The sequence below is a fragment of the Pseudomonas sp. R3-57 genome (genome assembly GCF_051132065.1).
In the GTDB taxonomy this organism is placed as follows: Bacteria; Pseudomonadota; Gammaproteobacteria; order Pseudomonadales; family Pseudomonadaceae; genus Aquipseudomonas.
Map to the genome: position 1 here is coordinate 3,619,489 of NZ_CP071655.1, position 17,982 is coordinate 3,637,470.

General features: G+C 59.9%; 12 protein-coding genes. 9 read left to right on the forward strand and 3 right to left on the reverse strand.

The genetic code is table 11. The features are described 5' to 3' along the window. Window positions 1-71: 71 nt before the first annotated feature. The 8 genes from J3P93_RS16150 to J3P93_RS16185 all read left to right on the forward strand — a co-directional run bounded on the left by J3P93_RS16150 (window position 72) and on the right by J3P93_RS16185 (window position 13,382). Window positions 72-1,535 carry a transglycosylase SLT domain-containing protein gene (locus tag J3P93_RS16150; RefSeq protein ID WP_434589499.1) on the forward strand — a complete coding sequence of 488 codons (1,464 nt, stop codon included), beginning with the start codon at window positions 72-74 and terminating at the stop codon, window positions 1,533-1,535. A gap of 386 nt (window positions 1,536-1,921) precedes the next feature. Continuing rightward, window positions 1,922-3,754, forward strand: a complete 1,833-nt coding sequence (locus J3P93_RS16155; protein WP_434589502.1) for an extracellular solute-binding protein — start codon at window positions 1,922-1,924, stop codon at window positions 3,752-3,754. Beyond that, window positions 3,751-5,592, forward strand: coding sequence for an extracellular solute-binding protein (locus J3P93_RS16160; RefSeq protein ID WP_434589505.1), 1,842 nt, complete (start codon window positions 3,751-3,753; stop codon window positions 5,590-5,592). The genes J3P93_RS16155 and J3P93_RS16160 overlap by 4 nt, the downstream gene beginning before the upstream one ends. A 4-nt stretch (window positions 5,593-5,596) precedes the next feature. After that, window positions 5,597-6,670: a microcin C ABC transporter permease YejB gene (locus J3P93_RS16165; protein WP_203421728.1), complete on the forward strand. Its 1,074-nt coding sequence runs from the start codon at window positions 5,597-5,599 to the stop codon at window positions 6,668-6,670. 1 nt (window position 6,671) lies between these two features. After that, a complete protein-coding gene (locus tag J3P93_RS16170; RefSeq protein WP_434589507.1) occupies window positions 6,672-7,691 on the forward strand; it encodes an ABC transporter permease in 1,020 nt (339 codons plus the stop codon). Between the two features lies 1 nt (window position 7,692). Next, complete coding sequence (locus tag J3P93_RS16175; protein ID WP_434589509.1) at window positions 7,693-9,303, forward strand: ABC transporter ATP-binding protein; 1,611 nt, start codon at window positions 7,693-7,695, stop codon at window positions 9,301-9,303. 19 nt (window positions 9,304-9,322) lie between these two features. Continuing rightward, window positions 9,323-10,117 carry an enoyl-ACP reductase FabI gene (fabI, locus tag J3P93_RS16180; RefSeq protein WP_007906751.1) on the forward strand — a complete coding sequence of 265 codons (795 nt, stop codon included), beginning with the start codon at window positions 9,323-9,325 and terminating at the stop codon, window positions 10,115-10,117. Window positions 10,118-10,265: 148 nt separating this feature from the next. Then, a complete protein-coding gene (locus tag J3P93_RS16185) occupies window positions 10,266-13,382 on the forward strand; it encodes a hypothetical protein (RefSeq protein WP_434589513.1) in 3,117 nt (1,038 codons plus the stop codon). Window positions 13,383-13,495: 113 nt separating this feature from the next. On the opposite strand, the gene J3P93_RS16190 is transcribed toward J3P93_RS16185, so the two are convergent. Together J3P93_RS16190 and J3P93_RS16195 are read right to left on the reverse strand one after the other, a co-directional pair. Continuing rightward, window positions 13,496-14,746 carry a hypothetical protein gene (locus J3P93_RS16190; RefSeq protein WP_434589515.1) on the reverse strand — a complete coding sequence of 417 codons (1,251 nt, stop codon included), beginning with the start codon at window positions 14,744-14,746 and terminating at the stop codon, window positions 13,496-13,498. A gap of 367 nt (window positions 14,747-15,113) precedes the next feature. Next, window positions 15,114-16,079, reverse strand: coding sequence for a sensor domain-containing diguanylate cyclase (locus J3P93_RS16195; protein ID WP_434589518.1), 966 nt, complete (start codon window positions 16,077-16,079; stop codon window positions 15,114-15,116). A 338-nt stretch (window positions 16,080-16,417) separates the two neighbouring features. Here J3P93_RS16195 and J3P93_RS16200 point away from each other — a divergent pair, with 338 nt between their 5' ends. Further along, window positions 16,418-17,248 carry an alpha/beta fold hydrolase gene (locus tag J3P93_RS16200; RefSeq protein WP_434589521.1) on the forward strand — a complete coding sequence of 277 codons (831 nt, stop codon included), beginning with the start codon at window positions 16,418-16,420 and terminating at the stop codon, window positions 17,246-17,248. A 27-nt stretch (window positions 17,249-17,275) separates the two neighbouring features. Here the strand turns inward: J3P93_RS16200 and J3P93_RS16205 are convergent, their stop codons facing one another. Further along, window positions 17,276-17,668, reverse strand: coding sequence for a GFA family protein (locus J3P93_RS16205; protein ID WP_434589524.1), 393 nt, complete (start codon window positions 17,666-17,668; stop codon window positions 17,276-17,278). Between the last annotated feature and the right edge of the window lie 314 nt (window positions 17,669-17,982).

The following is a 17,982-nucleotide window of genomic DNA, read 5'->3' on the forward strand; positions in this document are numbered from 1 at the left end:
GAATGGTTGACCGCGGGGGGTGCGCTTTCTAGAATCGCCCGACATTTTTGCCCGGAACTTACTTCCAGCCAATGTCGTCATCCATACGTAAGTCCATCAATTCAGACGCATTGACCCGCCTGGCGCAAGCCATCGCGGTGGCTGTGTCCGCCACGCTGGCGGGCTGTTCCAGCCATGCTCCGCAGACTGAAGCGACCCATACGCCGAACATTGCTGCGCGAGCCAAGCAGAAGCCGATCTGGCTGACCGAAAAGCCCAGCCCGCAGGTGCCCCAGGACATCTGGGAACGCATGCGCGCAGGCTTCCAGTTGCAGGACGGCCTGGGCGTCAACCCGCGCATCGAGCAACAGCGCCTGTGGTTCGCCAGCAATCCCTCTTTCCTCGAGAACGCCGGCGAACGCGGCAGTCTTTATATTCACTACATCGTCGAACGCCTCGAAGAGCGCAACATGCCGCTGGAACTGGCCCTGCTGCCAGTGATCGAGAGCGCGTACAACCCGATGGCCTACTCCCGCGCCGATGCGGTGGGCCTGTGGCAATTCATTCCTTCGACCGGGCGTTACTTCAACCTGCGGCAGACCCGCTTCTATGATGGCCGCCGCGATATCACCGCCTCGACCACCGCAGCGATGGATTACCTGACCCGCCTGCATGACATGTTCAACGGCGACTGGCTGTTGGCCTTGGCGGCGTACAACGCCGGTGAAGGCACGGTCAGCCGCGCCATCGAGCGCAACGAAAAGCTCGGCCTGCCGACCGATTACTGGAACCTGCCGCTGCCAGCGGAAACCCAGGCCTACGTGCCAAAGCTGCTGGCGCTGTCGCAAGTGGTACTGGCGCCGGAAGCCTACGGGGTCAACCTCAACCCGATCGCCAACGAACCGTATTTCCAGGTTGTCGAAATCAACCAGCGCATGGACCTGTCCAAGGTCGCCGCGGTGGCCAATATCGACGAAGACGAGCTGTTCCAGCTCAACCCGGCCTTCAAGCAGCGCACCACGATCGACGGTCCACAGCATCTGCTGGTGCCGACGTCCAAGGCGCAATTGCTCACGGCCAGTCTGCAGACCATGCGCCCCGACGAGCTGATCAGCCCGCGTTCGCTGAAACCGGTATTCGAAGGCGCCGACCCGTCCGAAGTCGCGCAGCTCAAGCGCGCTTACCGGGTCAAACGTGGCGACAATCTCGGTTCCATTGCCAAGGCCAACAAGGTCGAGGTGAAGGATCTGCAGCGCTGGAACAAGCTGACCGGCAAGAATCTCAAGGTTGGTCAGACCTTGGTGATGCAGGACACCAGCAAACGCGCACCGGCTCGCAAGTCTGGCCGGGTCAACACGGTGGTGGCGGCCAACAGCAAGACCAAAGGCAAGGACGACAGCCAGCAGCAGACCCAGTACAAGGTCAAGCGTGGCGACACCTTGTATGTGGTGGCCAAGCGTTTCAACGTGCAGATGCAGCATCTCAAGCGCTGGAATCCAGGCGCCGGGAAGGCCTTGAAGCCGGGGCAGATGCTCACGGTGTATCAGCCGCATTGATTGCAAGAGCCCCTGAGTTTTCGGGGGCTTTTTTTTGCATCGGATTTTGTGGCGCCCGTCAGATCCAATCCCCCCTCACCCCAGCCCTCTCCCCCAAGGGGGCGAGGGGGAAAGGGAGCCGATCTCCATGCTTTTCAGAACCTGCGTTCAACTCGATATTTCAGGTTATCGCCATTCTCCCAAACACCCCAATCAGTCCCCTCTCCCCCCGGGAGAGGGTTAAGGTGAGGGGCTTTTGATTTTCCCGGGGCCCAGCCACTCCAAAGGCCAAGGTGAGGGCTCTTCGCCCCAGCGATTAACCGCGCATTAACCCATGATCTTTTGCCTGTCCAGACAAGCTGTTACTGTACCGCCCACAAAGCCCAAGCCGCTGGATCGGATCTGACTTGAAGCGTGCCCTCCCCCTGCTCCTGATCAGCCTGGCCTTGAGCTCAACCGCAAGCGCGACGATTACCGAAAGTCACGGTTATGCGCAGTTCGGCACGCTCAAGTACCCGGCCAGATTTACCCATTTCGATTGGGTCAACCCGCAAGCGCCCAAGGGCGGTACGTTGCGGGTGATGGCGTTCGGCACGTTCGACACGGTCAATCCGTACACCTTCAAGGGCACCAGCCCGGTTACTACCGCGAATTTCCTCCAGTACGGCATCAACGAGCTGAACGAGCCGTTGATGGTCGGCACCGGACAGTATTCGCCGTCCGGTGACGAGCCGGCGTCGAGCTATGGCTTGATCGCGCAATCGGTGGAGTACAGCGAAGATCGCAGCTGGGTGGTGTTCAATCTGCGGCCCGAGGCGCGGTTTCACGATGGCGCGCCGATCACCGCCTATGACGTGGCGTTCTCCTATCGCCTGTTATTGAAGGAAGGCCATCCGCTGTACCGCACGGCCCTGCAAGAGGTGCTGCGCGTCGACATTCTGAACAAGCAGCGCATCCGTTTCGTGCTCAAGCGTTCGGGCAATCCGCTGTTGATCCTGCGCCTGGGCGAGTTGCCGGTGCTGCCGCAGCATTACTGGAAGGACCGCGACTTCAAGGCCACCACTTTCGAACCGCCGCTGGGCAGCGGCCCGTACCGCATCACTGCGGTGACGCCGGGGCGGCAGCTGATGTTCGAGCGGGTCAAGGACTACTGGGGCAAGGACCTGGCGGTCAATCGCGGCAAGTACAACTTCGATCGCATGGAAGTCGAGTTCTACCGCGACAGCGATGTGGCGTTCGAAGCGTTCAAGGCCGGCGAATTCGACATCTACATCGAGCACCAGGCGAAGAACTGGGCCAACGGCTACAACTTCCCGGCGATTCGCCGTGGCGAGGTGATCAAGGCGCAGATCCCGCATCAGATCCCGACCCAGAGTCAGGGCCTGTTCATGAACACCCGCCGCGCGACGTTTGCCGATGCGAAGACCCGTGAAGCGCTGGGCCTGATGTTCGACTTCGAGTGGACCAATCGCACGCTGTTCAGCGACGCCTATCAGCGCACCAACAGTTATTACCCCAACAGCGAATTCACCGCCAGCGGCCTGCCGGTCGGGCATGAATGGCTGATGCTCAAGCCGTACAAGGATCTGCTGCCGGCGAGGCTGTTTACCGAACCGTTCACCCTGCCAACCACCGATGGTCGCGGCATTCCGCGCGAAACCATGCGTAAAGCCCTGGCGCTGCTCGCCGAGGCTGGCTGGAAACTCCATGGCCAGCGCCTGCAAAACGCCGAAGGGGAACCGCTGCGGTTCGAACTGCTGCTGGTCAATCCGAATCTGGAGCGTCTTTACCAGCCGTACATCGTCAATCTCAACAGCATTGGCGTCGACGCGCACCTGCGCACCGTCGATCGCGCCCAGTACAAACAGCGCCTCGATCAATTCGATTTCGACATGATCTCGATGACCCTGGGGCAGACTCTGAGCCCTGGCCTTGAGCAGTGGCAGTACTTCCACTCCAGCCAAGTGAACGTCAAGGGCAGCAAGAATTACGCGGGCATCGCCAATCCAGTGGTCGATCACCTGCTTGAACAATTGCTCGCCGCGCGCACCCGCGACGAGCAGGTCGCCGCCGGCAAGGCGCTCGACCGTGTGCTGCTGTGGCAGCACTACAGCATTCCCAACTGGTACCTCAATTATCACCGTCTGGCCTACCGCAAGCGGTTGGCCTTCGTCACCACGCCGCCCTACACCCTGGGCCTGAGCGCGTGGTGGCTGAAGTCTTCGGAGAAAGATCGATGAACCCTGTTCGCGCCCTGCTCGTGCAGGCCAGCGGCTTGCTGTTCGCCGGGCTGGCCTTTGCTGCCCCGCAACACGCCGTGACCCTGTACAACGAGCCGCCGAAATACCCGGCCGATTTCAAGCATTTCGATTACGTGAACCCCGACGCACCCAAGGGCGGCGTGTTCCGCCAGGCCGGCTTCGGCGGCTTCGACAGCCTCAACCCATTCATCAGCAAAGGCGTGCCGGCCGATGACATCGGGCAGATCTACGACACCCTGACCCGCCACAGCCTCGACGAGCCGTTCACCGAGTACGGCCTGATCGCTGGCAAGATCGAAAAAGCCGACGACAACAGCTGGGTGCGTTTCTACCTGCGCCCGGAAGCACGCTTTCATGACGGTCATCAGGTGCGCGCCGACGACGTGGTGTTCAGCTTCAATACGCTGACCAAGGAAGGTTCGCCGATGTTTCGCGGCTATTACAGCGACGTCGCCGAAGTCGTCGCTGAAGACCCGCTGAAAGTGCTGTTCAAGTTCAAGCACAGCAACAACCGAGAACTGCCGTTGATCCTCGGCCAGTTGCCGGTGCTGCCAAAACACTGGTGGGCCGATCGTGACTTCAACAAGGGCAATCTGGAGATTCCGCTGGGCAGCGGGCCGTACAAGGTCACCGAGGTCAAGGCCGGTCGCTCGGTGCGTTACGAGCGGGTCAAGGATTACTGGGGCAAGGACCTGCCGGTCAACCGGGGTTTCTACAACTTCGACACGATGACCACGGATTACTACCGCGACAACACCGTCGCCCTTGAAGCACTGAAGGCCGGGCAGTTCGATTACTGGCTGGAGATGACCGCGAAGAACTGGGCCAACGCCTACAATGTTCCGGCGGTGACCGAGGGGCGTCTGATCAAGGAACTGATCGCCAACAGCAACCCGACCGGCATGCAGGGTTTCGTCTTCAACTTGCGCCGCCCGGTGTTTCAGGATGTGCGGGTGCGTCAGGCGCTCGGTCTGCTGTTCGATTTCGAATGGACCAACAAGCAACTGTTCAACGGCGCCTACGTGCGCACCCGCAGTTATTTCGAAAACTCGGAAATGGCCGCCACCGGCCTGCCCGACGCCGAGCAACGGGCGATCCTCGAGCCGTTCCGCAGCAAGCTGCCGGCCCAGGTGTTCAGCGAAGCCTATGAGAACCCCAAAACCGACGCCAGCGGCATGATCCGCAGCCAGCAGCGCGAGGCTTATCAACTGCTGCAAGAGGCCGGTTGGAAAATCGTCGATGACAAAATGGTCGATGCCACGGGCAAACCGGTGGTGATCGAGTTCCTGCTCGCACAGACCGAATTCGAACGCGTGCTCCTGCCGTTCAAGCGCAACCTCAGCGATCTGGGCATCGATCTGGTGATCCGCCGCGTCGACGTCTCGCAGTACATCAACCGCGTGCGTTCGCGGGACTTCGACATGATGGTCGGCAGCTTCCCGCAATCCAACTCGCCGGGCAACGAACAGCGCGAATACTGGATGAGTGCCGCCGCCGACAAACCGAGCAGCCGCAACAGCATGGGCCTGAAGGATCCGATCGTCGATCAACTGGTGGAAAGCCTGATCAACGCCGATTCGCGCAACAGCCTGGTCGCCCATGCGCGAGCCCTTGATCGCGTATTGCAATGGGGCTATTACGTGGTGCCCAACTGGCACATCAAGAGCTGGCGTGTGGCGTACTGGAACCACATCGGCCACCCGAAAACCTCGCCCAAGTACGACATCGGCATCAATACCTGGTGGGTCAAGCCTGACGCCAAACCTGCGGTAGAAGTCGAAACCCAACTGCAAGCCGACCCTGCGGGCACGGAGTAATCAGATGCTGGCGTATATCTTTCGGCGACTGTTGCTGATCATCCCGACCCTGTTCGGCATTCTGCTGATCAACTTCGTGATCATCCAGGCCGCGCCCGGCGGGCCGGTGGAGCAGATGATCGCCAAGCTCGAAGGTTTCGAAGGTGCTACCAGCCGGATTGCCGGCGGCGGCGCCGAAGTGGCGGTGGCCGGTTCGTCATATCGCGGCGCGCAAGGTCTGGACCCGGCGCTGATCAAGGAAATCGAGCACATGTACGGGTTCGACAAGTCGGCCCCGGAACGCCTGTGGATCATGGTCAAGAACTACGCCCAACTGGATTTCGGCGACAGCTTTTTTCGCGACGCCAAGGTCATCGACCTGATCAAGGAAAAGATGCCGGTGTCGATTTCGCTGGGGCTGTGGAGCACGCTGATCATGTACCTGGTGTCGATTCCGCTGGGGATCGCCAAGGCCACGCGGCACGGCAGCCATTTCGATGTGTGGACCAGTTCGGCAATCATCGTCGGTTATGCGATCCCGGCGTTCCTGTTTGCGATTCTGCTGATCGTGGTGTTCGCCGGCGGCAGTTATCTGGACTGGTTCCCGCTGCGCGGGCTGACCTCGAACAACTTCGATGAACTGAGCCTGGGCGGCAAGATCCTCGATTACTTCTGGCACCTGGCACTACCGGTCACGGCGCTGGTGATCGGCAACTTCGCGACCATGACCCTGCTGACCAAAAACAGCTTCCTCGACGAGATCAACAAACAGTACGTGGTCACCGCCAAGGCCAAAGGCCTGACGCGCAATCGCGTGCTCTACGGGCACGTGTTCCGCAACGCGATGCTGCTGGTGATTGCCGGGTTTCCGTCGGCGTTCATCGGGATCTTCTTCACCGGCTCGTTGTTGGTGGAGGTGATTTTCTCCCTTGATGGCCTCGGCCTGATGAGTTTCGAAGCAGCGATCAACCGCGACTACCCGGTGGTGTTCGGCACGCTGTTCATCTTCACCCTGCTCGGGCTGGTGGTGAAACTGATCGGCGACCTCACCTACACCTTTGTCGATCCGCGCATCGACTTTGAAAGCCGGGAGCATTGAGATGAACCTGTCCCCTCTCAACCGCCGCCGCTTCGAACTGTTCAAGGCCAACAAGCGTGGCTGGTGGTCGCTGTGGCTGTTTCTGATTCTGTTCGGGCTGAGCCTGGGTGCCGAGCTGATCGCCAACGACAAGCCGCTGGTGGTGCATTACGACAACAACTGGTATTTCCCGGCGATCAAGCGCTACCCGGAAACCACCTTCGGCGGCGAATTCCCGCTGGAAGCCAACTACAAGAGCCCGTACATCCGCGAACTGCTCAAGGACAAGGACGCCTGGGTGTTGTGGGCGCCGATTCCGTACAGCTACCAGAGCATCAACTACGACCTGAAAGTCCCGGCCCCGGCACCGCCCTCGGCGGACAACCTGCTGGGCACCGACGATCAGGGCCGCGATGTGCTGGCGCGGGTGATCTACGGCTTCCGCATTTCCGTGTTGTTTGCGCTGACCTTGACCGTGCTGAGTTCGATCATCGGCGTGATTGCCGGTGCGCTTCAGGGGTTTTATGGCGGCTGGGTCGATCTGGCCGGGCAGCGCTTTCTGGAGATCTGGTCGGGGCTGCCGGTGCTGTATCTGCTGATCATCCTCGCCAGTTTCGTCCAGCCGAATTTCTGGTGGCTGCTGGGGATCATGCTGCTGTTTTCGTGGATGAGCCTGGTCGACGTGGTGCGCGCCGAGTTCCTGCGTGGCCGCAACCTTGAATACGTTCGCGCCGCTCGGGCGCTGGGCATGCAGAACGGCGCGATCATGTTCCGCCATATCCTGCCCAACGCCATGGTCTCGACCATGACCTTCATGCCGTTCATCCTCACCGGCGCCATCGGCACCCTCACCGCGCTGGATTTCCTCGGCTTCGGCTTGCCGGCCGGCAGCCCGTCGCTGGGTGAACTGGTCGCGCAGGGCAAATCAAACCTGCAGGCGCCGTGGCTGGGCATGAGCGCGTTTGCTGTGCTGGCGCTGATGTTGAGCCTGCTGGTGTTTATCGGCGAGTCCGCTCGCGATGCCTTCGACCCGAGGAAGTGAAATGAATCAGGACAATCTGATCGAAGTGCGCGACCTCGCCGTCGAGTTCGGTTTCGGCGAGCGCATCCATCGCGTGGTCGAGGGCGTGAGTTTCGATATCAAGCGCGGCGAAACCCTGGCGCTGGTCGGCGAATCCGGCTCGGGCAAATCGGTGACTGCGCACTCGATCCTGCGGCTGCTGCCCTACCCCATGGCGCGCCACCCGGCCGGCAGCATCAATTACGCCGGGCAAAACCTGCTGGGCCTGAGCGAAAAGACCATCCGCCATATTCGCGGCAACCGCATCGCGATGATCTTTCAGGAGCCGATGACCTCGCTCAATCCGCTGCATTCGATCGAGAAACAGATCAACGAAGTGCTGGGCATCCACAAGGGCCTGTCCGGCAAAGTCGCGACCAGGCGCACGCTGGAACTGCTGGAGATGGTCGGCATTCCCGAGCCGCACAAGCGCCTCAAGGCCCTGCCCCACGAACTCTCTGGTGGTCAGCGCCAGCGCGTGATGATCGCCATGGCTTTGGCCAACGAGCCGGAACTGCTGATTGCCGACGAGCCGACCACCGCGCTGGACGTGACCGTTCAGCTGAAAATCCTCGATTTGCTCAAGGAACTTCAGGCGCGATTGGGCATGTCGCTGTTACTGATCAGTCACGATTTGAACCTGGTGCGAAGAATTGCGCACCGCGTATGTGTCATGCAGCGCGGTTGCATCGTCGAACAGGCATCGTGCGCAGAGCTGTTCCGTTCGCCACAGCATCCGTACACTCGGGAATTGCTCGGCGCGGAGCCCAGCGGCGGTCCGGCGAGCAATGAAATCGGCGCGCCGCTGCTCGAAGTCGAGGACCTGAAAGTCTGGTTCCCGATCAAGAAAGGCCTGCTCAAGCGCACGGTGGATCACGTCAAGGCAGTGGACGGCATCAATTTCAGCCTGCCTCAGGGTCAGACTCTGGGGATCGTGGGTGAGAGTGGTTCCGGCAAATCCACGCTGGGTCTGGCGATTTTGCGCCTGATCGGCAGCCAGGGCGGCATCCGTTTTGAAGGCAAGCAGCTAGACTGCCTGACGCAGAACGAGGTTCGCCCGTTACGGCGGGAGATGCAGGTGGTGTTTCAGGACCCGTTCGGCAGCCTGAGCCCGCGTATGTGCGTCAATGACATCGTCGGCGAAGGCCTGCGGATTCACAGGATGGGCACCGCGGCCGAACAGGAAGCGGCGATCATCGCGGCATTGAAGGAGGTAGGTCTGGATCCGGAAACCCGGCACCGCTACCCCCATGAATTTTCCGGTGGGCAGCGGCAGCGAATCGCCATTGCCCGGGCTTTGGTGCTCAAACCGGCGCTGATCCTGCTGGACGAGCCGACTTCGGCGCTCGACCGGACGGTGCAGCGGCAAGTGGTGGAGCTGTTGCGTTCACTGCAAGCCAAGTACAACCTGACGTATTTGTTCATCAGCCATGACCTGGCTGTCGTCAAAGCGCTGAGCCACCAGTTGATGGTGGTCAAGCATGGCCAAGTGGTCGAACAGGGAGACGCGCAAAGTATCTTTGCCGCCCCCCAACATCCGTATACACAGCAGTTGCTGGAAGCCGCTTTTCTGGCACCAGCCACTGCGCAATAACCTGAAAGAGGAGCAACACATGGGTTTTCTCGCCGGTAAGCGCGTACTGATCGTCGGTGTCGCCAGCAAGCTGTCCATCGCATCCGGCATCGCTGCCGCCATGCATCGCGAGGGCGCTGAGCTTGCCTTCACTTATCAGAACGACAAACTCAAGGGTCGCGTCGAAGAGTTCGCACAAGGCTGGGGCTCGAGCCCTGAGCTGTGCTTCCCGTGCGACGTGGCCAGCGATGAAGAAATCGCCAAGGTCTTCGAAGCACTGAGCAAGAAGTGGGACGGCCTGGACTGCATCGTTCACTCCGTCGGCTTCGCCCCGGGCGACCAACTGGACGGCGACTTCACCGAAGCCACCACCCGTGAAGGTTTCCGCATCGCTCACGACATCAGCGCCTACAGCTTCGTGGCACTGGCCAAAGCCGGTCGCGAAATGATGAAAGGCCGCAACGGCAGCCTGCTGACCCTGTCGTACCTGGGCGCCGAGCGCACCATGCCGAACTACAACGTCATGGGCATGGCCAAGGCTTCGCTGGAAGCTGGCGTTCGTTACCTGGCTGGCTCCCTGGGCCCGGATGGCACCCGCGTCAACTGCGTATCGGCCGGCCCGATCCGCACCCTGGCAGCCTCGGGCATCAAGAACTTCCGCAAGATGCTGGCCGCCAACGAAGCGCAAACCCCACTGCGCCGCAACGTCACCATCGACGAAGTCGGCAACGCCGGCGCCTTCCTGTGCTCCGACCTGGCGTCGGGCATCAGCGGTGAAATCATGTACGTCGACGGCGGCTTCAACACCACCGCCATGGGCAACATCGAAGAGTAATCTTCGCTGGCCAGAAAAAACCCGTCGAATGACGGGTTTTTTTGTGCCCGCAGGAATGGCCCCGCGCATTACATAACTACCACCCGCCCCGCCCTCCACCGCTCGACAATCGGCGCTTGATGCCTGTCAGCCGCCATGGAGAGCGCAAATGAACGACACAGTGCAACCCGCGTCACCGCAACAGACTTTTCTGCAAAACCTGATCGATGAGTTGATCGCCGTCCCGGTCGCCAAACCTCAGGAGCCTGAGCGTACGCTGGAGATTCCGCGCGGTTGCCTGCTGCGCGAATGGATGGAGCTGTACTGGGCGGCTCTGGAGCGCCCGGAGTTTCTCGACTGGGCCAGTCGCTTTCACATTGATCTGGATACGTTGCGTATCAAGGGCGCCACCCTGGAGGCGCGAACCCAGACGAATGGCACCGCGAGCGTACGCACCTTCGCGCTGGACGATGATTCCGGCTGGTGGCAGGTCGCACCGGCGTTGTTGTGGATTGCCCAGCGTATTGACCCCGGCGAAATGGGCCTGCCGTATATCGGTGGCAAATCGGCCAATCCGCTGTACCGCTTTCCACGTCAGATCGCGCTGGCGTTCTATGGTTATCCCGAGCCGCAGAACGAAGCCCAGACGAAGGTAATCGTCGCTGAATTAAAGGCCGACGGCCTCGCTGCGATAGATGAAAACGGTCACACCACCTCGGCAGTGGTCAAGGAGCGCGATGCACAACTGGAGGACTTCCAGGCCATCGCCGACACCCTCGAAACAGTGTTGACCCGCGAACCTTTCGAACAACGCGGCATGGAGGACACGCCGGTGTCACTGACCTCCGCGTCGGTGTCAGCCAGTCGGGGCGGTCCGCGTTTCAAGCTTGGCCCGTTGCTTGAACGCTACGCCCTGCCGATCCCGGAGGATGCCAAACAAGCCAAAGCGTTGGTACAACGCCTGCGCGACCACCGCTGGCCGGCGCTGCCGTATGTCAGCGAATACGTGCAGACGGGCAGCCCCATTCTCAGCCATCGACATGGTTTTGCCGATATCGAAGACGGCCGGTATATCCTGCGCCGACTGCAAGCGCTGTGCTGGAACCAGTCACCGATGGCGAAAATCGACCTTGAGGAATTCAGCGAGCCCCATCCGGACTCGGCGCTGGCCGAGTGGATGGCACTGGGTCAGCGGGAACTGTGCACATTCAGTGCACGTCCAGCCTTTCAGGCCATTCTGAAAAAACACGGTCTGCCCGCTGACAGCCCGTTGTTGCTCAGTGCAACCGGTCACGTCGGTACGGCCAGCGACAACGGCTGGATAACCTTGACGGCGGAAGTGGAAAAACACGCCGATCTGAAAGTCTATCGCGACCGTCTCAAGGCGAAGGCTCGTGAAGCCGGGGGTGCCTTTCGTGCCAGCGGCAAGGTCACGCTTGGGCAAATGCTGCGTTTTTACAAGTTGCCTTCGCCGAGAACCGTCGAACAAGCTCTCGGCTTTGTGAAATGGGACCAGATCAACCTGCACATGCGCCCCGGCCACATGAATCATTGGTACTTGCTCGGCCAGCCCGGTAGAAAGACTGAGCGTTTTACCGCTGAACAACGCCAGCAGGTCGTCGACACCACTCAGGCATTTCTACCCAAGAATGCAGCGCCGCTGATTGATTACCTGAGCGAGGGCGTCGATACCGATCTGCCTTTGGCCAGCCTCAACGCCAAGGCCGACTACCTGATCGGCCGCATCCTCATCACCCAACGCGCTCAGGCTTTGGGCAACCAGCTACTGGAGAAAATCGCGCGCCCCGCCCAGCCCAAGGAGCTGCTGGCGACCAATCGCGATCGCTTGCTGCTCGCAGCGTTGCTGCTCAGCCTTGATCCGAAGGCAGGCGAACAGTCTCAGCAGATCATTGGCCAAGCGGTCAATGACAGTTTTTACTGGGGTGAACGGTATGACGAAGTTCGGCGTTTCCTCGACCGCCAATTCGGTCTTGCGCTGATAAAAAACAAGTCGCTGGCGACCCATCTTTTACTGTCCGGCATCGCCCCTGAATTCTTGATTCGCGATATTCCCGCTTCATTCCAGTACATGAGTTGCGTGCGCTGGGTCCGGTTCAAGCAGGTGGTGCTGTATATCGAAGAACGCATCCCTGGCGTGGCACGCCTGATGAGTTATGCGCAACTGGTCAGTCTGACCGATGGCCCGGCTCCATCGGATTTTTACCGTTTCCTGCGCAGTGACGTGTGTACTGCGGTCGTCCTCGATTGGGCCGTCGCCAGGGGCGTGGTCCAGCGAGACCTGGAAAATCCTGGCAACCATGCCGCCACTCTGAAGCGTGCCGAGAGTATCTTCCGCGATCACTGTCGGAGGATGCGCAGTTTCTCCCAGCGGGCTTTTCTGGCGAAATGTCCCACACCAGCGACCGTTGCACTGGCTGATCTGCGCAAGGTGTTTATCGATAATCCGCACCTGGAGGAGCAGGCGTTGTTCAACCCGGGGTCGGGTGGCAAACATTTCTCGCTGAGCGAGTTGCATGTGGCCGGCAAGTTGACCGGCGATTTAAAGGGCTGGCAATCAAACAATACCGCACTGCAACTGCCGTCGATCAAAGCGTCGTTGGCCCGGCTCGGCAACGTGTCGAGTTTGTTTCGTGCGGCACTGAGCGCGCGCCTGCGACAGATGAAAGACGCCCATGTCGCTTTGATCAAGGATGCTTTTTCCCGGTTGCCATTGGCGCAACGGCAGGACATCGAAGACAACGCCCTGGAATTGTTTGCTCTGCAACTGGGAGCGTCGGCAAGCTCAACCAGTACCTCGAAGCCAAACGCAGAGACTGCGCGGTTTGCCATCATTGCCTTGCTGCGCGGATCGACGCCGAGGGTGTACGAAATCTTTACCCGCCGATCCGCTGTCACGTTGCGCAGGGATATCGATCTTGCGCTGCTGACGCCGTCTGCCGCCAATGCCAAGGCAATAACGCTGCCCTTCGACGCCGAGGCGTATCGACACGGGACTCTGCCCATCGGCAATGCCAGGTGCGATGCGCTGATCACCCGCCTCGACATCGACGGCGCGCCGCTGCCGGTACAGTCGCGTAGCGACGTTCCCGATACGTTTGCCTCCAACAAGGTCAACGCCATCGCCAGTACGGCTGTGCAACACCTGTTTGACGCGTACGAAAGCAAAGCGCTGCAAGAAGCGCTGATCGCGCCTGCGCTTGAGGATGTGCAAACCAATCAGGAGAAATGGCTGAAGTTTTACGCGACGTTGAGCCCGCCGAAATGATGTCGGGTCGTGCGTTATCGCCTTCTGATCGCGGGCTCTGGCTAAAAGTGAAGTGATCAGTCAATAAAAACCCGTCGACCTCGGCGGGTTCTCCCGGGCGACGGCTCGGCGCGTTATCCGTTCAACACTCCGATTAAAGTGGGCATGTTCTTGCCACCGAATTGCGGTATGTCCGTTGCAATGACAAGACGCTGGTTGTCAGGTTGAATGGCGCCTGCCCAGACCTCTCCGTAACCCAAATCTTCCACTCCCGCTTCACCAAAATCAGGATCAAGCGAGCCATCGTTTCGAATGCCCAACAGGTAGATTTGTCCACCCGACTCATGACCTGTCATTAGCACGTTCAGTCTCACCCTGGCCTGCAACAAACCGGTTGGAAAAACGGGCGCGTGCGGTAGACCAATAATGAGAGGGACGGCGTTATTGAATTCGGGATCGGCTTCACCTCGTGCCGTTAATCGGGTCAGACACAGGGCCCGGCCCTCCGGTACTTCGGCAGTTCCCAAACACATAATTTTGTCACTATCGATCAGCATTTTTGACAAAGTTGTACCAGGCAGTGCTTCCCAATACCCGTGCGCAGCAAACGTTTGATCCAAGAGGCCTGTCAATTTGAAACAGGCCACGCCCATTGTTTGATTCGCACTGCTGTTTCGAATTCGGTCGACTCTGGCGCTTACAACAATAGACTCGTCGAATTCACTACTTAACAATCCGACGGATTCGATCCTGGTGTCCTGTCCATTGATGCGTACCTCGATTTCACCTTGTACGCCAAAGCCGGAATCGGTCACTCCTGTGGATTCCAGGCGGGTTATTCTTCCAGCCTCGAAGAGACTCGTGCCTTGTGCGTCAATTACTGAGTAACCGGTAGTTATCAATAGCTTCCCGTCCGTCTGCTGTGCAAAAACGGGCACATGCGTTGTTAAACTGACCTCTTCCGGGTCATACGGATACGGCAGAATCGGAGTGCCGAAGATCAGATCCGGACTTCCATTGGGATGGAATCTGGATACCGCCGCGCGCCAGATGAACGGATCGCGGTCATCGATAGTCCGTCCAAGCAATAAGATCTTGCCGTCCGGCTGACTGATCAACTGCTCGGGTGCCGCACGTTGCCCTGATTCGAACCTCCATCGGACAGCGCCATTCTGGCCAAAATTGGAATCAACCGAACCATCCGCATGCAAGCGGCACAATCGTATGTCATCACCACTCCACTCAGCGTAAACAATGGCGCCGAGATGCTCGGTGATCGCCCTGACCGAATCGCCCGATGTACCCTCGACAAAACCTTCTTTGCCAAAGGATAGATCGATACCACCAGCGTTTCGCGGGTCGGTGCTTGTCGTCGACTTGTTCATGAAAAATCCTCAAAGAAGAGACGTCATCTGTATTCAGGTTGTCGAACTGCTGCGAACCTGGCCGCAAGGAGTGGGTCTTGCCCGCTGATACTCAACTGGGGCGCAAGGTTGGCGCAACTGTCAGGAATGACAGTTGACTTTCCTGCACAAACTTGATTTGTTGGCTTTTGCCCCTGTGTTGTGGGTCACAGATGACAAAATGCGGGAGCCAGCCTGCTGGCGATGGCGGTGGGTCAGTTGATGAGGATGTTGCTTGACCGGCGCTATCGCCAGCAGGCTGGCTCCCACAGGGTTTTGGGGTGAGTCTGGGCTTTGTGTACACCCGATAATCAGTGTAGGAGCCAGCCTGCTGGCGATGGGGCCTGGATCAGCAGCGCTTCAGGGCCTGCTTGTGCGCATACATCGCGCCGTCGGCGTCGGCCAGCAAGCGGTCGACGCTGTCGTGGCGCTTGGGGTCGTATTCGATCTGGCCGACGCTGAACCGAATGGCGTAGCCGCGGTGCAGCGTGGCGTTGCGCTCTTCAAGGATTTCTTTCATGCGCGCCATGATCGCTGTGGTTTCGACATGGCTGGAGCCGGTCAGCAGCGCGACGAACTCATCGCCACCCAGGCGCCCGACCACGTCGCTTTCGCGAAAGGCGATGCGCAGCACATCGGCAAAGGTTTTCAGCGCACTGTCGCCCTCGGCATGCCCGTAGAGGTCGTTGATCTGCTTGAAGTCGTTGAGGTCGAAAAACAGCAAGGTCGCCGGGCGATTCAGCCGCGAACAGGCGTCCAGTGCGTGCTGGGCCAGTTGCTTGAAACCGCGGCGGTTGGACAGCAAGGTCAGCTCGTCCATGCTCGCCATCTGCACCGCGGTCAGCTCCTGCTCGGCCATTTCTGCCAGATCGCGCAACAATGCGCGTTCTTCATCGTCGAGTTCGCGGGGCTTGGTATCGATCAGGCACAGCGTACCCAACTTGTTGCCATGGGGAACGGTCAGCGGATAACCGGCGTAGAAGCGAATGTTCGGCGCCCCGGTCACCAGCGGGTTGTCATGAAAACGCAGGTCTTCGCGGGCATCCGGCACCAGCAGCAGCTCATTCTGCAGGATCGCGTGACCGCAGAACGACACATCTCGCGGCGTTTCGGTGGCGTCGAGGCCGACACAGGACTTGAACCACTGGCGGTCCTTGTCCACCAGCGTAACCAGCGCAATCGGCACATTGAACAAGCGCTTGGCCAGCCGCGTCAGACGATCGAAGCGCTCTTCGGGGGCCGAGTCGAGCAGGTTCAGACCTTGCAGCGCTTGTACGCGCGCCGCTTCATTCTCGGGTTTTCCGGGCACCAGCATCACACACTCCACAGGCTGTAATGCTCTTCAGCGTAGCCCTGAATTGACGAGGGCTCACATCATATTCCAGCCACCGGGCCCAGCCCAGCCGCATCGGCCCACATTTTGAACTGCTCGACAAAAAAATCGTGGCGCACTGGCGCGCCTCGGTTTGTCTCTTTCAGCGAAACCTGATTTGCGCTTTCAAGCGAGACGTTGCGACCACCGGTCATGCACACATCAACATTGCTCCTACAGTTGATAACGGCTCGCACTTTGCTTGCACATCACCTGTATCAGCCAAATCGGTCCGCGCGTATCGCGCGGGTTGCCCTTCACATCGGTCAGGAGTTGCGAACATGGGATATGTCACCACCACAGACGGCGTTGAAATCTTCTACAAGGACTGGGGCCCGCGCGACGCGCCGGTGATCCATTTCCACCACGGCTGGCCGCTCAGTTCCGACGATTGGGATGCACAAATGCTGTTCTTCCTCGGTCAGGGCTTTCGCGTTATTGCCCATGATCGGCGCGGGCACGGGCGCTCTGCCCAGGTCTGGGACGGTCACGACATGGACCATTACGCAGACGATGCCCTGGCGGTGGTCAAGCATCTGGGCACGAAGAATGTCGTGCATGTCGGCCACTCCACCGGCGGCGGCGAGGTGATCCACTACATCGCCCGCCACGGCCAGGACAATGTCGCCAAAGCGGTACTGATCGCTGCGGTGCCACCGCTGATGGTGCAGACCGCAAGCAATCCCGGAGGCTTGCCGAAGTCGGTGTTCGATGGTTTTCAGGCCCAAGTAGCGGCCAATCGCGCGCAGTTCTATCGGGACGTACCGAGCGGACCGTTTTATGGGTACAACCGCCCCGGTGCCGAGGCGGCGGAAGGCGTGATCGCCAACTGGTGGCGCCAAGGCATGATGGGCTCGGCCAAAGCGCATTACGACGGCATCGTCGCGTTCTCGCAGACCGACTTCACCGAAGACTTGAAGACAGTCAGCGTGCCGGTGCTGGTGATGCATGGCGAGGACGATCAGATCGTGCCGTATGCCAATTCGGGGCCGCTGTCGGCGAAGTTATTACCCAATGGCACGCTGAAGTCATATCCGGGGTTCCCGCACGGTATGCCGACGACCGAAGCCGAGACGATCAACGCCGATCTGCTGGCGTTTATTCGCGGTTGATCGAGCCGCCGCAAGGCTGGGCTCTGGCTAGTCTTCCGAGCGGCCTGGGCCCTCGCGATCACGTAGATAATGGTGCGCCAGCGCAAACGCCGGCAGCCAGGACTCGCGGCGCAGGGTCCAGCTTTCGTAGGTCGGTTGCAGTTGATCGGGGCTATCGAGGGCGCCGAGGTTGACCTCGATTTCGTCTTCACTGCGGTTGAACACCGAGGATCCGCAACGCGGGCAGAAATGTCGGCCGGCGTAATCGCGGGTTTCGCCGCTGAGGGTGACGGCGCTGGCGGGGAAAATGGCTGAAGCGTGGAACAGGGCGCCGTGGACTTTGCGGCAGTCGAGGCAGTGGCAGAGGCCGACGCGGTAGGGTTGGCCTTTGGCTTCGAGGCGGACATTGCCGCAGAGGCAGCTACCGGTGAAGGTTGGCATCGGGTGACTCCTTTTCGGTTGGTCTTGAGGACCGGTTTCTCCAGTGACAGCCCTCACCCTAGCCCTCTCCCAAGGGGAGAGGGGACTGATTGGGGGATATTGAGGGAATATGCCGACCTGAACGTGCAGCTGTGAATCCAGCATCGGTTAGAGTTTTTCGGCTTTGCCGATTCCGGCGTGCGCTGAATCCACGATGCGTTCAATTTCCGCCTTTGCCGATTTCGGTGTGCGCTGAATCCACAATCGACTCGGTCATTCAGGTCGATACATCCCGCAGAACACCTCGGTCGGCCCCCTCACCCTCTGGGAGAGGG